Genomic DNA, 15341 nt, shown 5'->3' on the forward strand with positions numbered 1-15341 from the left:
CGCAGCCGCTACGCCGGCCAGCCTGGCCAGGGCGATGATGATGATCAGGGTCGTATACGGGAGTGGGAGTCTAAACACGGTCAGGCCCGAGCTGGCGGTGGATGTGGTGGCCCAGCGCGCTCGCACAAAAGCCCGACCCAGCAGTAAACGAGCTCGGCCGGGAGCGCGCCGATGCCCTCGTGACGCTAGTGTCCTGGCCGCGGAGGACGGGTCGGCCGGTTCACCGGGGGTCGCCAGGCAGGATTCATGGGTTCGCCTGGCGCCCACGGCGGCGCGGCATCCCACTCGGCGGCGGGGCGGCGCAGCGGTGGGGGACCGGGGACGGCGCGCCTGCGGTTTCCGCGCAAGCGCAGCAGCAGTAGCACCGCGCCGACAGTGGCGAGCAAAAGCCCCAGCGCGGCCGTGACGGCGGGGAGACCGGACAGCAACCTGGCGGACTTCGTGACGGACGCGAGCGTACCGCTTGCCGATTGCCGCGTTCCATGGCTCTGGGCGGGGCCGGCGGCGGAGGCGCGTGCGCTCGCAGCGGTCAGGGTTACGTCGTGGCCGCCGCCGGCCGCATAGTTGATCAGGTACTTGTGGCCGTTGACTGAGATGGCACCCGACTGCCGCAGCCCGGAGAACGTGCCGGCGATGGCCCTAGCCCGCGAGTCATGAATCAGCGTGACCCTGGCTGGATAGGCGCGGCACGACGCCAGGGAAAGGGCGAGCTTGCCGCTCAGCCGCACGGCGCCGTTCGCCGTGATGACCGGGCTGCCGCCGTGGTGCGCGGCCGCGTCCAGGGCAACGGTCAGCTTCGCGCCCCGGACCTCGGTGAGCGAACCCACGCGCACCGTGGCGCTCGGGCCGAGCACGAGGGTTCCCCGCTGCAGTTTCAAGGTCCCGGACGGCGTCGTGACACGGCCTGTCACGGTGAACGTACCGGTCCCGGCGTTGATCACGCCGCCGCCGGCGGTGCCGGTGATCGACCCGCCGTAGCTTGCGGCGCCGGACGTAGTGACGGTCAGCGTCCCGCTGCCGAGCCGGACGGTGCTGCCCTTGGCCCCGGCGAGCCGCCTGAGGGACTGGCCGCCAGCGCGGGCAAGGTCGAGCACCGCCCCTGCCGAGGCCAGTCTCACGCCGCTGCTGCTGGCGAGCGAGGCGCCCGGGCCGAGCGCTAGCGTTCCCTTGCTGACCGTCGTCGCGCCCCTGTACGCGATGGCGCTGCCGAGCGTGGTGGCGGCAGCACCCGCCTGGGTCAGCGACCCGCTGCCTGAGATGCCGCTCAGCTGGATCGGCGTCGCGGTGTTCCGGATAACCAGTGCTCCGTCATCGGCGATCCGGTCCTGCACGGTCCCGGTCAGCAGGCTGCTGTCCCCGCCAGGAGAACCGGTGCCGAGCAGGAGCTCGGCACCTTGCCCGATGCTGGTGGTGCCGTGGTAGTTCATCGGCGTCGCGAAGGTGACGTCGTTGCCGACCGTCGGGCTGATGGTGATCTTCGCATGCGCGGGCGTGCTGAGGGACTGGTGGTACTTCCCTCCGGAGATCGGGGTGTCCAGGGTGACGGGACGGTCGTAGTCGAAGGCCAGCGACCCGTCCTTGTGGATATTGATGTAGGAGTCCTGCGGTGTCGCGGGCAGGAAGAACTGGCCTGTCGTCCCATTGCCCCACTGCACGTTCGCGCCCTCGATGTTGATCCCGCGGAAGTTGACCGCGTGCGCCAACGCGGCAGTGTCGAGGGCCGGGTCTGCGTAGTGGTCCACCCCGGTCATCACGATCAGGCCGGCCTGCCAGGTGTGGAAGTTGATGTCGCTGCCGTAAACGTCCTGATAGAAGTTCTGCGGGAGGACGAGCGTATAGTCACGGGCGCTGATGATCGCCGATCCGTCGTTCCGCACCCTGGCTACGTCAGGCATCGACAGCCGGAACGCCGCGCTCCCGAAGTTCATCCCCGTGCCGTTGCTGATCGTGCCGGTGAACGGCAGCTCATCCGCTAGGTCCGGGGAGCCCCAGGTGAACCTCGGCTGGGAAAGAGTTCCCGAGCCGCTGATCGTCCCCAGGTTGAACTCCCGGTCAGTGATGTCGAGGTTGAGCGTGCCGTTCACCTCGATGTTGTTCTGGTTCAGGGTCAGGCCCGACACCTGGGTGTACGGGTAGTTGCCGATGATGCCCGATGAGCCGCCGTTTCCGTACTGGAGCGTCGCGCCGACGTCGACGATGACGGCAGGCTGGTCCGGATCGGTGACAATCGGATACGGCCAGTTGCCGCCGCTGGTCGTCACGACCTGGTGCCGCAGTGCCGCAGGCAACGTGAAGTCGCTGTCTTTCGTCATGATCAGGGTCCCGCGCCCGGCCACCGTCAAGGTCCCGTGGCCGGACAGTACCCCGCTGTAGGTGGTAGTGCCGTCCGGCAGATTGACGACCGACGGCCCGGACAGGGTGACGTCTGCTCCGGCGAGTACCTGCTTGGTGATATCAGCCACGCTGCTCGCTCTCGTTGCCGCGGCTGCGGGCAGCCAGGCGGGCGATTGCAGCACCGCGGCAATGACGAGGGCAGCACCAGCGCCGGAAAGCATCTGTACGGGGCGGAGCACGCCGAATCCTTCCACGATGAGCGAAACGCGAGAACGCAGCGGATGTCCCGCGGTTCGGCGCCAAGCACGCAGAGCCTGGCACCGCCACCCACCCCGCCCCGGTGCGGAGCGGAACACGCGCACCGATCTTAGCGTGAACGGAGCTGATTGTGAGCGTTAACATCACCCGCGAACTGCTCAGCTGACCGCGTGCGCGTGGTTGAGCTCTAACCCGGGGGCGGGTTACCGTGGGTCATGCCTGATGGCTGGCCGTCGGCATCGTATGACCGGTGGGCGCAGACGTGCGACACGCTGCACGCTCACGCCCAGGTGCTGGGCAAGCTGGCGGCCGGGCTCGCGCCGCCCGAACCGGCGTCCTGATGACCATCAACCTGGCCTGGCCTCGAGGCTCGGTGTACGGTACCGACCACTGGTACTTCCAGTGGGGCGCCTTCGTGTTCACCGCAGCGATCGTCATCATCGAGCTGGCCTACTACGCTAGCGTGCTGGGTAGATCGTGACATCGGCGCGGCTGGCCTGACCGGCGCCCAGGCCAGCCGCGCACAGATCCGCGATCGCTTCCACCTGTGCAAGGTATTCCGGAAGTTCGGCGTCGCCTCCCGCGGCAACTCGCCCATGCACAGCCCGACCTCAGCGCCGCGCTGGCCGGATTCGGCGTGCTGGCCGGCCTGGCCGCCCGGCATGGATCTGTCACACCAGAGGTGCCCTTCTCAGGGACGAGCGGCCTCGCCGAGGATGGCGCAGATGCTGTCGCGAATCTCAGGGGTGTCCAGCCCACGGATGGTGAGGGTGGTGCGCCGGCGCGCGATGTCGTCGACAGTTAGCGCCCATTCCTGGTCCCTGGCGTAGGCGACCTGAGCCCAGATGTCCGGCCCGCCGGGGTGGATGCGCTGCCCGAGAGCCGGGTCGTCGCGGATCAGGCGGGTGACGTCGAAGGCGATTGAGCCGTAGTGGGAGGCCAGGTGGCGTGCCACGTCCGGCTCGATCGGCGTCCCCTGCTCCTGGCCGTGCTCAAGGCGGTGGGCGACCGCCTCGGGGCTGGCGATGCCCGGCAGCGGGACAATCCGCGGTATCGCAGTGAGGCTGTCGCCGAGCGGGTGGCCGGGGAGCGCGGCGAGCGCGTCAAGTACGACCTTCCCGATGTGCCGGTACGTGGTCCACTTGCCGCCGGCGACTGAAAGCATGCCGTGGCGGCCCTGGCTAATGACCGTCTCGCGCTTGGCCTCGGCGACCCCGCCGGGACCGGCTCCGGGCAGCACGCGCAGGCCGGCGAACATGTACGTAATGTCCTCACGCCGGAGCTGGTAGCCGGACAAGGCGTGGCCGGCTTCGTCCAGGATCTGCGCTATGTCCGCCTCTGTGGGGCGGACATCGGCGGGATCGCCATCGTAGAGGTCATCGGTGGTGCCAAGGAGCAGATGCCCTTCCCACGGGATGGCGAAGGACACCCGGTACTTGTCGACGGGGATGGTAAGGGCCGCGCGCCATGGGTCAGCCTGTCGTAGGACCAGGTGCGCGCCCTTTGACAGGCGGACGCTTGGCGATGCACCAGGGTCTTCCATCTTGCGCAACTGGTCGACCCAGGGGCCAGTCGCATTGAGCACCAGCCGGGCACTGATGCCGAATTCGGTACCGTCTGCACGGTCGCGCAGTTCCGCGCCGGTGACCCGGCCGCGGGTGGTGCGCAGGCCGACGACTTCGGCGTAGTTCAGCACATCGGCGCCGGCCCGTACCGCTGCCTGCACGGACATGATGGCAACGCGGCTGTCGTTCATCTGGTGATCCTGGTAGACCGCCGCGGCCCGCAGCCCGTCCGTGACCAGCGCGGGAACCCTCTCGGCGGCCTGCCGCGGCGTGATGAGCTGACCGGCACCGTCGCCGAAGGCCGACAGTGCGGAGTAGAGGAACACGCCCGCGCCAAGCTTGGCGGCACCGTGCGGGCCGCCCCGGTAGATGGGGACGACGAAGCTGAGCGGCTTGACCAGGTGCGGCGCGACCATGCCGGCCAGCGCGCGGCGCTCGCGGTGGTTTTCCGCGACCAGCCGGAAATTCCCGGTCTGCAAGTAGCGCAGGCCGCCGTGGACAAGCTTGGTCGACGCGCTGGACGTGGCTCCGGCGAAGTCGCCGGCTTCCACCATCGCGACGCGGAACCCTGACTGTGCCGCCCTCCAGGTGACGGCGGTGCCGAGGATGCCGCCGCCGATGACGAGCAGGTCGTAGGCAGTCCCTGACAGGTCAGCGAGGGCCTGGCCCCGTGCTCCTGCTGTGGTGATCGTCATGCCGGCCCTTCCGCCTAGCTCTCGGTCCAGTAGAGGGTGCGCTGCACGGCCCGTTGCCAGTTCCTGTACTCGCGCGCGCGGGTTCCTTCATCCATGGCCGGGTGCCATTCGGCGGCCTTGTGCCAGTTGGCGCGCAGGCTGTCGGTGTCTGGCCAGTAGCCCGTGGCGAGGCCGGCGGCGTAAGCCGCGCCCAGGCTAGTGGTCTCGGCGACCATGGGCCTGACGACCGGCACCGCGAGGGTGTCGGCCAGTGTCTGCATCAGCAGGTTGTCGACGGTCATCCCGCCATCGGCCTGCAGCGTGGTCAGCGCCAGTCCGGAGTCGGCGTTCATCGCCTCCACGACCTCACGCGTCTGGAAGGCGGTGGCCTCAAGCACGGCCCGCGCGAGGTGGCCCTTGGTCACGAAGGCCGTCAGGCCGGCGATGACCCCCCGCGCGTCGCTGCGCCAGTGCGGCGCGAACAGCCCGGAGAAGGCCGGCACGAAATAGCAGCCGCCGTTGTCGGGGACCGTCATGGCCAGCGTCTCGACCTCGGCCGCGGTGGAGATCAGGCCAAGGTTGTCGCGCAGCCACTGGACCAGCGAGCCGGTCACCGCGATGGCTCCCTCCAGCGCGTAGACCGCCGGGGCCTGCCCTATCTTGTAGCCGACCGTCGTCAGCAGGCCGTGCTTGGAGCGGACCGGATCGTGGCCCGTGTTCATCAGCAGGAAGCTGCCGGAACCGTACGTGCCCTTAGCCTCGCCAGGCGCGAAGCACACGTGGCCGAACAGCGCGGCCTGCTGATCGCCAAGGGCCGCGGCGACGGGAATGCCGTCGCTGGTCCTCCCGTACACCTCGGCCGACGAGCGGATTTCCGGCAGCATCGCGGACGGCACGTCGAGCGCCGCAAGCAACTCGTCATCCCACTGGAGGGTGCGCAGGTTCATCAGCATGGTGCGGCTGGCATTGGTGACGTCGGTGACGTGACGGCCGGTGAGGTTCCAGACCAGCCAGCTGTCCATGGTGCCGAACAGGATCTCCCCGCGCTCCGCCCTGGCTCTCAGCTCACTGTCCTGGTCAAGGAGCCAGCGGATCTTCGGGCCGGAGAAGTACGTGGCCGGCGGGAGCCCCGTCCGCTCCGTGAAGAGCTCGGCTTCGCCGGCCAGGCCCGGAAGCAGCGAGTCGGTTCTTGTGTCCTGCCAGACGATCGCCGGCGCCACCGGACGCCCGGTGCGGCGATCCCACAGCACGGTGGTCTCCCGCTGGTTGGTGATGCCGAGCGCCACTATCCGCCCGGTCTCCAGCTGCGCCATGCTGATCGCTTCGGCCAGTACAAACCGCACTGCCTGCCAGATCTCCTCGGCGTCATGCTCGACCCAGCCTGGCTTCGGGTAGATCTGGCGGTGCTCGCGCTGGGCAACGGAGATGATGTTGCCGTTCTGGTCGAACACGATGCACCGAGTGGACGTGGTGCCCTGGTCGATTGCCGCGATGTAGGCCTGTCTTGGCAAAGTTCCTCGCATTGGTGAGATCGTTCGGCATTGCCGAACGATCTCAAGATTACGGTGATGCGGCTCGATGTCAAGGCATCAGCCTGCGCGGGACGCCGGAAGCCGCGGCCCTGAGGCGGGATCAGCGGGACAGGTCGCGGGTGATGGCGCGGGCCGCGTCGCGGACGTAGGAGACCAGTTCCATCCGCACCTCGTCGCCCTGCATGAGGCGCTCGATCGCGCCGCGGATGCCGATCGCGCCGACGGCAAGGCCCCGCTGGTCCCTGATCGGCGCCGCAATCGCCGCCTCACCTTCCTCCAGCTCCTCGATCTCGGCGGCCCAGCCGCGGGCCCGCACCCGCTCCAGCTCCAGCTCAAGCGCTGCCGCGCTGACGATCGTCTTCTTGGTCAGCGCCAGCAGCGGCATGCAGGCCTCAGCGTAGGGATCGAAGGCCAGCAGCACCTTGCCGATGGCCGTCGCGTGGGTGGCAAGCAGCATGCCGACCTGCAGTACCTGCATGCTGTCGTCGGGCCGGAAGACATGATGGATCACCAGGACCTGGTCCTCGTGCAGCATGCCGATCCACACGCTCTCGCCGCTGCGCCCGGCAAGCGCGTCGGCCCAGTTCAGGGCATGCGAGCGGAGCTCATTGACGTCCAGGTAGCTGCTGCCGAGATGAAGGAGGGCAGGACCAAGCCGGTACCTGCCCGTGGACTCATCCTGCTCCACGAACCCGACACCGACCAGCGTGCGCACTATCCCGTGCAGTGTGCCCTTAGGCAGGTTCATCCCGCGGGCCAGCTCCGCCAGGCTCAGCGCCCTCCCGCCGGAGGCCAGCAGCCTGAGGATCGCCGCGGCACGCTCGACCGACTGGATCGTTTCCGCCACGACATCAGATTACCCTGCATTCGGGATTGCCGAACGCCATCAGGGCATCGCGATGGAGCGCCCTGGCGGTGACCGGCCCCGCGGCAGGCTAGTGACGGCGGTGGGGCGCGCCGGACAACCCCTCAAGCCGAGGAACGCACGACGAGCTCACTGCCCAGCACGAGTTGGACGGGCGAGCGGACGCGCCCCGCGATCTGATCGTCCAGGATCCGCAGGGCCTCGATGGCGAGCCGCTCGATCGGGTTGCGGATGGTGGTCAGCTCCGGCTCGGCCATGGTGGCCGCGGCAGAGTCGTCGAAGCCGACGACCGCGACGTCCTCCGGCACCCGCCGCCCGGCCGCGCGCAGCGCCCCGATCGCACCGACCGCCATGAGGTCAGAAGCGATGAACAGGCCCCGCAGCCCGGGGTGGTTCCTGAGCAGCATTTCGGTCCCCTGCCGCCCGCTGTGCAGCGACCAGTCGCCGGTGGCCACCAGATCGGGGCGGTACCGGTCGCCGAGCGCACGCCGGAAGCCGTCGAGGCGCTCAAGCCCGCTGCTGGTTTGCAGCGGGCCGGTCACCGTCCCGATAGCCCCTTCCACCTTTCCCGCCAAGAAGCTCGCGACGGTGAACGCCGCGTTCTCGTCGTCGATCGCCACCCAGGACAAGGCCTTCTCGAAGCCAAGCGGCTTGCCAAGGACCACGAACGGGAGCTTGCTTGCCTGCAAGCGCGGGAGCAGCGGCTCCTCGTCGTGCGTCAGCGCCAACAGCGCTCCATCCACGTGACCGACGGTGAGGTAGTCGCCGAGGAAGTGCTCTTCCTCCTCATCTCCGGCGCTGGTTATCAGCAGGTGGCGCCCGCTGTGCCGCAGCTGGCGGGAGAAAGTCCGGGCGAAGAGGCCAAAGTTGGGGTCCTCGAACAGCCGCTCCTGGCGCTCAGAGATGACGAAGGCAATCGATCCGGTGTGGCCGCGGGCCAGGTTCCTGGCCGACTGGTTGACCGAGTAGCCGAGAGCGTCGATCGCCTCATTCACGGCGTCGCGTACCGCCGGCCGCACATTGTGGCCGCCATTGATCACGCGGGAGACCGTCCCGCGGCCGACGCCGGCCAGCCGGGCCACGTCATCGATCGTGGGCCGTCGGCGCGGGGACGCGGCGCCCTCCTGGGCCGAAGTGCTCACCGGGGCATCCTAACCCTCATTTGGTAACGCTTCCAATTCATCGTTGATCTCGCCAATCTAGCCTGCTAGAGTCCACGGCAACAAGCTTGGAAGCGCTCCCAAACTTTCAGCGATCGCCCGGCGCCGCGAGCCGGGCGGCCGCTTGCAGGGTCCCTAGCGAGACAGGCGTGGCAGGGACCGGGCCCGGTTCACCCCCAGTGAAGGACCTCCGGCGCCCGCCACTCCCTCTCGCTGAGACCCGACACCGTACCAGAGCAGGGCCTCAGGGACGGCACAGTTTATCCGCCCTGGCAGCGCGCGGCCCGCGGCCAGAGGAGTCTAGGAGGCAGCACACAATGACGTCGTTGACCCCAGCCACCGGGAACAGATCCCGGTCCCGGCACAAGCTCCTGCTGGCGGCCACCGCCGCCGCGGGGGCCCTCGCACTGGCGGCCTGCAGCAGCAGCAGCCCGGCTCCCTCAAGTAGTAGCAGCAGCGCTAGCAGCAGCAGTAGCAGCAGCAAGGTCACCCTCACCTTCTGGACGTGGGTACCTGGCATGTCCAAGGTCGTCAGCCTGTGGAACCAGTCCCACCCCAGCATCCAGGTGAACGTCAACGAGGTCACCTCGGGTAACGCCGGGAGCTACGCCAAGATGTTCAGCGCGCTCCAGGCCGGGAACGCGCCTGACCTCGGCCAGGTCGAGTACGCGACCCTGCCGAACTTCGAGCACGTCGGCGGCCTAGTCGACCTGTCCCAGTACGGCGCCGCCAGCGTCAAGTCCGACTTCGTCCCGTGGACCTGGGGGCAGGTGTCCCAGGGCAGCGCGGTCTACGCGATCCCGCAGGACATCGGTCCGATGGGGCTGTTCTACCGGAGCGACCTGTTCAAGAAGTACGGGCTGGCCGTGCCGACGACCTGGGCGCAGTACCTGAGCGACGCCAAGAAGCTGCACGCCGCCAACCCAAACGCCTACATCGCCGCCTTCACGGCAAACGACGCCCAGTGGTTCGCGGGCCTCGCCTGGCAGGCTGGGGCGAAGTGGTTCAACACCTCGGGCGACACCTGGGTCTCGGCCATCAACGACGCCGCCTCTACCCAGGTCGCCAACTACTGGCAGGAGCTGATCAGCCAGCACCTGGTGAAGGTGGAGCCGGACTTCGCCGCGGAGTGGTACAACGACCTGTCCAACGGCACCCTGCTCACCTGGCCGACGGCGGTCTGGGGAGAGAACACCCTGATCTCCAACGCCGCCGCGACCAAGGGTGACTGGCGAGTGACGGCGATGCCCAACTGGGGCGCGACCAAGAGCAACGGCAACTGGGGCGGCTCCACCACGGTGGTGTTCAAGGACAGCAAGCACCCGGCCCAGGCCGCACAGTTCGCCGAATGGCTGAACACCAACCAGCAGAGCCTCAACGGCCTCATCACCAACGGCGGCATCTACCCGGCCGACAGCGCCGGCCAGCAGCTGCCCGCCGCGAACTCGCCGGTCGCCTTCTACGGCGGCCAGAACATCTGGAGCGTCTTCCGGGCCAACGGCCAGCTAGTGAACACCTCCTTCCAATGGGGCCCGATCATGAGCACGACCTTCACCCAGATTTCTGACGGCTTCGGCAAGGCGGCAAGCGGCTCGGGCACGCTCGCTCAGGTGCTGACATCGGCGCAGTCCCAGACCATCGCCACGATGAAGTCCCAGGGCTTCTCGGTCACGTCGGGCTGAGCGTCCAGGGGCGCCCGGGACTAGCAGACCGGGCGCCCCGCCCCGGCACGGGGCATGCTGACCAGCCACAAAGAGGAGCTGATATGGCCATCGATGACACGGCGGCCCCTGTCGCCGCGAGGGCGGCGACGGCCGCCCCGACCGCCAATGGCGCACGGGGCAGGATGCTGCGCCGCGGGGCAGGCTGGGCGCCAGCCATGTTCCTTGGCCCATTCGGGGTGCTGTTCGCCCTGTTCTTCCTGCTGCCGATCGGGTACGCGGTCTACCAGAGCCTGCTCAAGGTGCATGTCTCGGGGCTCGGCCTTGGTCCGGGTTCCACCACGACGGAGTTCGCCGGGTTCTCCAACTATGCCCAGGTCTTCTCCGATCAGTCGTTCGTGCAGGGCGTGGGCCGTGTCCTGCTGTTCGGTGTGGTCCAGATCCCGGTGATGCTGGCCTTCGCCACCCTCCTTGCCCTGCTGCTTGACTCGGCGGTGGTCCGCTTCCGGCGCTTCTTCCGGCTCGTGTACTTCCTGCCCTATGGCATTCCCGGGGTCATCGCCGCGATCCTCTGGTCTTTCCTGTACCTGCCTGGCCTGAGCCCCGTCGTGACCACACTGCAGCACGCCGGCTTCGGCACGGTGAATTTCCTCGGCACCAACAGCACGCTGTGGTCCATCGCCAACATCGTCACCTGGGAGTACACGGGTTACAACATGCTCATCATCTACGCGGGCCTGCAGGCCATCCCCGCCGACCTGTACGAGGCCGCCCGCCTCGACGGCGCCTCCGAGTGGAAGGTGGCCACCCGGGTCAAGCTCCCCATGGTGTCCGGCGCGCTGGTGCTGACGGGCATCTTCAGCATCATCGGGACCTTGCAGCTGTTCAGTGAGCCGCAGGTACTGCGCGCGATCACCAGCAATATCAGCAGTTCCTACACTCCTAACCTGCTCGGCTTCACGCAGGCATTCACCGCCAACAACCCGAACTACGCGGCGGCGATCGCGGTGGTGCTCGCGGTCGGCACCTTCATCTTGTCCTTCGGCTTCCTGAAGCTGATCCAGCGCCGCGGGGCGGCAGCGTGATGGCGGTGCGTGCCGAGGCCCGGCTAGTCCGCCCCGCACGGTCCCGGGCTCACGCCGCGCCGAAGGTCAGCCGGTCGGGGATTCTGGCCACCGCTTTCATGTTCGTCTGTGCCGTCTACTTCCTGCTACCGGCGTGGTGGCTGGTCGTCTCCTCCACCAAGGGACCGAGCACCCTGTACTCCTCGGAGGGGTTCTGGTTCAGCCAGTTCCGCTTCGCATCCAACCTGACCGGGCTCTTCAGCTATGACGGCGGGATTTACTGGCACTGGCTGGTCAATACCCTGCTTTACGCCGGTGTCGGGGCACTGGGCGCCACGGTCCTTGCCGCGGCGGCGGGGTACGCGCTGGCCAAGTACGACTTCCGCGGCCGGCACCTCGTCTTCTCGGTCATACTCGGCGGCGTGCTGGTCCCCGGCACCGCGCTGGCGCTGCCGCTGTACCTGCTGATGAGCAAGGTCGAGCTGACCAACACCTACTGGGCGGTGTTCCTGCCGAGCCTCGTCAGCCCGTTCGGCGTCTACCTGGCCCGTGTCTACGCGGAGGCGTCGATTCCCAACGAGCTGATCGAGGCCGGCCGGATCGACGGCGCCAGCGAGGGCCGGATCTTCCGGACCGTGGCGCTGCGCATCATGTCGCCCGCCCTCGTGACCATGTTCCTGTTCCAGTTCGTGGCGATCTGGAACAACTTCTTCCTGCCGCTGGTCATGCTGTCCAACACCAACCTGTATCCGGTGACGCTCGGCCTGTACACCTGGAACAACGAGTACGGCCAGGCACCGCAGCTGGTCAGCTACGTGGTCATCGGCTCGCTGATCTCGGTCATACCGCTGGTCATCGCCTTCCTGTCGCTGCAGCGCTTCTGGCGGTCCGGCCTGGCCGCGGGGGGTGTCAAGCTGTGAGCGCACCCCGGACTGGCTCGGGCCGGCAAATCCTGCCGCAGCTTGGCGGCATCGGCTACGGCGGCGACTACAACCCGGAGCAGTGGCCAGAAGCCACCTGGGCCGAGGATGTCCGGCTGATGGCCGAGGCCGGGGTCAACCTGGTGACGGTCGGGGTCTTCTCCTGGACAAGGCTGCAGCCGGCCCCGGGCGAGCTGACCGCCGGCTGGCTGGACCGGGTGCTGGACATGCTGGCCGACGCGGGGATATGGGTCGACCTGGCCACCGCGACGGCCTCACCGCCGGCCTGGCTCGTCGCCGCTCATCCCGAGATCCTGCCGGTCACGGCGGACGGGACGCGCCTGGCCTTCGGCTCGCGCCAGCACTACTGCCCCAGCTCGCCGGCCTACCGGGACGCGGCGGCCGACCTCGCCCGGCGCCTGGCCGAGCGCTACGCCGATCACCCGGCCGTGGCCATGTGGCACATCGGGAACGAGTACGGCTGCCATGTCTCCGCCTGCTACTGCGAGACGTCGGCTCTTGCCTTCCGGCACTGGCTCCGGGCCAGGTACGGGGAGCTTGACCAGCTCAACGACGCCTGGGGCGGGGCGGTCTGGAGCCAGGACTACACGAGCTGGGACCAGATCCAGCCGCCGCGCGCCGCTCCTACCTTCCGCAATCCGGCTCAGCAGCTCGACTTCGCGCACTTCAGCTCCGACGAGCTGCTCGCCTGCTACACCGCCGAGCGGGAGGTGCTCGCCACGCACAGCCCTGGCAAGCCCGTGACGACCAACTTCATGGGGCTGTTCCGGCCGGTGGACCAGTTCCGCTGGTCGGCCGGGATGGACGTGGTGTCCGTGGACAACTATCCGGACCCGGCCGACGCCGAGGCGCACGTGGCCTCGGCCATGGCCTGCGACCTGACCCGGTCGGCGGGCGGCGGCCGCCCGTGGCTGCTGATGGAACAGGCCCCCAGCGCCGTCAACTGGCGGGCGCTCAACGCGCCGAAGGCGCCGGGGCAGCACCGCGCGCTCAGCCTTCAGGCGGTCGCCCGCGGCGCCGACGCGGTGCTTTCCTTCCAGTGGCGCGCCGCGGCGGCCGGGGCCGAGAGGTTCCACAGCGGGATGGTGCCGCACGCCGGGACCGACAGCCGGGTCTGGCGTGAGGTGGTGGGCCTTGGCGCGGACCTGCGGCGGCTCGCCCCGGTCGCAGGCCATCCGGTGCGTGCCCAGGCAGCGCTCCTGTTCGACTGGGAGAACTGGTGGGCGCTTGAGCTCGACTCGCATCCGAGCAGCAGCCTGCGCCTCACCGAGCTGCTTGGCGAGGTGTACCGGCCGCTGCTGCAGGCGGGGGTGAACGCCGACTTCGTCCACCCGGAGAGCGACCTGTCCGGTTACCGGCTCGTCCTGGTGCCGGCGCTCTACCTCGTCACTGACGCGGGCGCGGAAAACGTCCGCCGTTTCGTGGCGGACGGCGGCACCGCCCTCATCACCTTCTTCTCCGGGATCGTCGATCCGCATGACCGGGTGCGCCTGGGCGGCTATCCAGCGCCCTGGCGGGAGCTGCTCGGCCTGCGCATCGAGGAACTGGCGCCGCTGCCTGACGGCGCGACCGTTCGCCTGGAAGGCTCAGGCACGGCCGCCGCCGCTGCCGCCGGCCGGCTCTGGCAGGACGTTATCGAACTGCGCGGTGCAAGTCCGCTGCTCTTCTTCCGTGGAGGCCATCTCGGCGGCCGGGCCGCGGTGACCCGGCATCAGTTCGGCCAGGGCTCAGCGTTCTATGTCGGCACGCTCCCGGACCGGGCAACACTCAGCCGCCTGATCGGTCAGGCGTGCCAGGACGCGGGCGTCACGTTGTGGACTGACTTGCCGGATGGTGTGGAGGCGGTCCGCCGCGGCGACTACCTCTTCCTCATCAGCCACCTCGACCGCCCGGTCGAGCTCGACCTCGGTGCCAGGCGCCTCGACCTGCTCACCGGGGCCAAGGTGGGACCGCTCGCCGTGCTCGCTCAACGCGATGTGCTGGTGCTGGCCTGGGACGACCCAGGCAGCGGCGCGGTGGGCCGGTCGGACGGCTGATCCGCCGCCGGCCGCCGAGCCGCGGCCGAGCCGCCGCCAGCCCCGACGGGCTGGCGGCGGCTCGTTTCAGCGGCCCTGCGTTCGCTGCCCCAGCGCCCGTCGCGCCTGGCGTCGTTTGGTTTGGGCCGATGGCTTCTTGCCGGGTAGTGCCGTTCCGCGCAAGTTATCGGCGTACCTGATTCACAGCCACTACCGGGATCGCATGGCGTTGATCCAGTTTTGGATGCGGTCGATGACGGCGGGGTGCGCGGGGAGCGTGCCTGCCCGTTCGGCGAGGACGTCCAGGCTGATGAGCCCGGCTCTGACGAGGGCGACGGCGAAGTCCAAGTCTTTCTCGTCGAAGCGGACGAGCTTGGCCAGGATGCAGTCGTGCGGCTCCAGGCACAGGCCGCGGCCCGGCCCGGTTCCCGGTGTCTCGAAGACGACCAGGCGATCACGCCAGCCGGCCGGGAAGACGCCGGTGCTGACGCTGACGCCCTGCGGGTAATAGCCGAACTCGTTGTGGAACTCGGAGAACTCGCCCAGGTTGACATCGACGATGTCCGCCTTCGCACCGTCAGGGTCGGTAAAGAAGGCCGTGTCCACTTCCATGGACCCGGTGGCACGCGCCGGGAGCGCATCTTCCGGGTAGCTGCCCAGGATGGACTGGCTGCCGATAATCAGGATGTCGCGCTCTCCAGAAATCCGCGCCACGGCGCGCAGCACATGCGCGAGCTGTTCGCGGGTCACTGGGCGTGGCCTGCCCGCCAGTGCCGCCGGAAGGAATCCAGCACTGCGCGGCGCTCGTCAGGGGGAAGGATGCCGGTGAACGGGCTGTTCTGCCGCATCTCCGCGGCCTGCGGAGTTTCAGACATCAAGGCCGTGAGGACCTGGTCCGGTCCGGCGTCCAGCGCGTCGCGCCACAGTCCCAGCCAATGGGCGGCCATCGTCCCGGCGTGGACGGCGCTGAATCGGTCGAGGTTTGCCCGGACCCGCGCCAGCACCAGGTCGGGCTCGGCCACGAGGCGGCTGGCGATCGCGGCGTGCAGCCAGCGGGACTGCTCTTGCTCCCGTGTCAGCGGGCGGCGCGCCAGGGCCAGCACATCAGAACGCCGCACGTATCGGTGTGATCCGCCCCCGCGCACGGCCGGCAGCCTGCCGGAGTCGCACAAGTCCACGACATGCTGACGAGAGCAGCCGAGTAGGACTGCCGCCTCGCCAGTGCGGATCAGATCGTCCGAGTCCATCAATCCATTATCCGTAGAAAACACA

13 protein-coding genes are annotated in these 15341 nt (G+C 68.7%); 6 read left to right on the forward strand and 7 right to left on the reverse strand.

Going from position 1 to position 15341, the window contains the following annotated elements; translation table 11 throughout:
- Positions 1–185: 185 nt before the first annotated feature.
- A complete protein-coding gene (locus EAS64_RS04530; RefSeq protein ID WP_145851407.1) occupies positions 186–2573 on the reverse strand; it encodes an autotransporter outer membrane beta-barrel domain-containing protein in 2388 nt (795 codons plus the stop codon).
- 234 nt (positions 2574–2807) lie between these two features.
- On the opposite strand from EAS64_RS04530, the gene EAS64_RS44510 reads away from it, so the two are divergent.
- The gene (locus EAS64_RS44510; protein WP_222848986.1) at positions 2808–2933 is read left to right on the forward strand and encodes a DUF5996 family protein; all 126 of its coding nucleotides are present in this window, start codon (positions 2808–2810) and stop codon (positions 2931–2933) included.
- On the forward strand, positions 2933–3073 hold the full coding sequence (locus tag EAS64_RS43325) for a hypothetical protein (RefSeq protein ID WP_222848987.1): 141 nt from the start codon (positions 2933–2935) through the stop codon (positions 3071–3073). The genes EAS64_RS44510 and EAS64_RS43325 overlap by 1 nt, the downstream gene beginning before the upstream one ends.
- A 210-nt stretch (positions 3074–3283) precedes the next feature.
- Here EAS64_RS43325 and EAS64_RS04535 read toward each other — a convergent pair whose 3' ends face one another.
- From EAS64_RS04535 to EAS64_RS04550, 4 genes are all read right to left on the reverse strand, one after another.
- Positions 3284–4852: a glycerol-3-phosphate dehydrogenase/oxidase gene (locus EAS64_RS04535; RefSeq protein WP_145851408.1), complete on the reverse strand. Its 1569-nt coding sequence runs from the start codon at positions 4850–4852 to the stop codon at positions 3284–3286.
- A 14-nt stretch (positions 4853–4866) separates the two neighbouring features.
- The gene (gene glpK, locus EAS64_RS04540; protein WP_145851409.1) at positions 4867–6354 is read right to left on the reverse strand and encodes a glycerol kinase GlpK; all 1488 of its coding nucleotides are present in this window, start codon (positions 6352–6354) and stop codon (positions 4867–4869) included.
- Between the two features lie 109 nt (positions 6355–6463).
- Entirely contained in the window at positions 6464–7210 is a 747-nt protein-coding gene (locus EAS64_RS04545; protein WP_145851410.1) for an IclR family transcriptional regulator, read from the reverse strand.
- A gap of 122 nt (positions 7211–7332) precedes the next feature.
- On the reverse strand, positions 7333–8370 hold the full coding sequence (locus EAS64_RS04550; RefSeq protein ID WP_145851411.1) for a LacI family DNA-binding transcriptional regulator: 1038 nt from the start codon (positions 8368–8370) through the stop codon (positions 7333–7335).
- Between the two features lie 335 nt (positions 8371–8705).
- Between EAS64_RS04550 and EAS64_RS04555 the strand changes: the two genes are divergently transcribed.
- From EAS64_RS04555 to EAS64_RS04570, 4 genes are all read left to right on the forward strand, one after another.
- A complete protein-coding gene (locus EAS64_RS04555) occupies positions 8706–10070 on the forward strand; it encodes an ABC transporter substrate-binding protein (RefSeq protein ID WP_145851412.1) in 1365 nt (454 codons plus the stop codon).
- 83 nt (positions 10071–10153) lie between these two features.
- Positions 10154–11134 (forward strand): carbohydrate ABC transporter permease, encoded by a 981-nt coding sequence (locus EAS64_RS04560; protein WP_145851413.1) that lies wholly within the window; start codon positions 10154–10156, stop codon positions 11132–11134.
- On the forward strand, positions 11134–12033 hold the full coding sequence (locus EAS64_RS04565; RefSeq protein WP_145852345.1) for a carbohydrate ABC transporter permease: 900 nt from the start codon (positions 11134–11136) through the stop codon (positions 12031–12033). Before EAS64_RS04560 ends, EAS64_RS04565 begins: the two co-directional genes overlap by 1 nt.
- On the forward strand, positions 12030–14090 hold the full coding sequence (locus EAS64_RS04570) for a beta-galactosidase (RefSeq protein WP_145851414.1): 2061 nt from the start codon (positions 12030–12032) through the stop codon (positions 14088–14090). Before EAS64_RS04565 ends, EAS64_RS04570 begins: the two co-directional genes overlap by 4 nt.
- 189 nt (positions 14091–14279) lie before the next feature.
- Here the strand turns inward: EAS64_RS04570 and EAS64_RS04575 are convergent, their stop codons facing one another.
- Together EAS64_RS04575 and EAS64_RS04580 are read right to left on the reverse strand one after the other, a co-directional pair.
- A complete protein-coding gene (locus EAS64_RS04575) occupies positions 14280–14819 on the reverse strand; it encodes a DUF6036 family nucleotidyltransferase (protein WP_145851415.1) in 540 nt (179 codons plus the stop codon).
- Complete coding sequence (locus EAS64_RS04580) at positions 14816–15316, reverse strand: helix-turn-helix domain-containing protein (RefSeq protein WP_145851416.1); 501 nt, start codon at positions 15314–15316, stop codon at positions 14816–14818. Before EAS64_RS04580 ends, EAS64_RS04575 begins: the two co-directional genes overlap by 4 nt.
- Between the last annotated feature and the right edge of the window lie 25 nt (positions 15317–15341).

The sequence above is a fragment of the Trebonia kvetii genome, assembly GCF_007827045.1.
GTDB classification, from domain to species: domain Bacteria; phylum Actinomycetota; class Actinomycetes; order Streptosporangiales; family Streptosporangiaceae; genus Trebonia; species Trebonia kvetii.

Bases quoted from the DNA above. Each gene is read 5' to 3' on its own strand.
- EAS64_RS44510 (WP_222848986.1), top strand. From the start codon at position 2,808: ATGCCTGATGGCTGGCCGTCGGCATCGTATGACCGGTGGGCGCAGACG.
- EAS64_RS43325 (WP_222848987.1), top strand. From the start codon at position 2,933: ATGACCATCAACCTGGCCTGGCCTCGAGGCTCGGTGTACGGTACCGAC.
- EAS64_RS04535 (WP_145851408.1), bottom strand. From the start codon at position 4,852: ATGACGATCACCACAGCAGGAGCACGGGGCCAGGCCCTCGCTGACCTG.
- glpK (WP_145851409.1), bottom strand. From the start codon at position 6,354: ATGCGAGGAACTTTGCCAAGACAGGCCTACATCGCGGCAATCGACCAG.
- EAS64_RS04555 (WP_145851412.1), top strand. From the start codon at position 8,706: ATGACGTCGTTGACCCCAGCCACCGGGAACAGATCCCGGTCCCGGCAC.
- EAS64_RS04560 (WP_145851413.1), top strand. From the start codon at position 10,154: ATGGCCATCGATGACACGGCGGCCCCTGTCGCCGCGAGGGCGGCGACG.
- EAS64_RS04565 (WP_145852345.1), top strand. From the start codon at position 11,134: ATGGCGGTGCGTGCCGAGGCCCGGCTAGTCCGCCCCGCACGGTCCCGG.
- EAS64_RS04580 (WP_145851416.1), bottom strand. From the start codon at position 15,316: ATGGACTCGGACGATCTGATCCGCACTGGCGAGGCGGCAGTCCTACTC.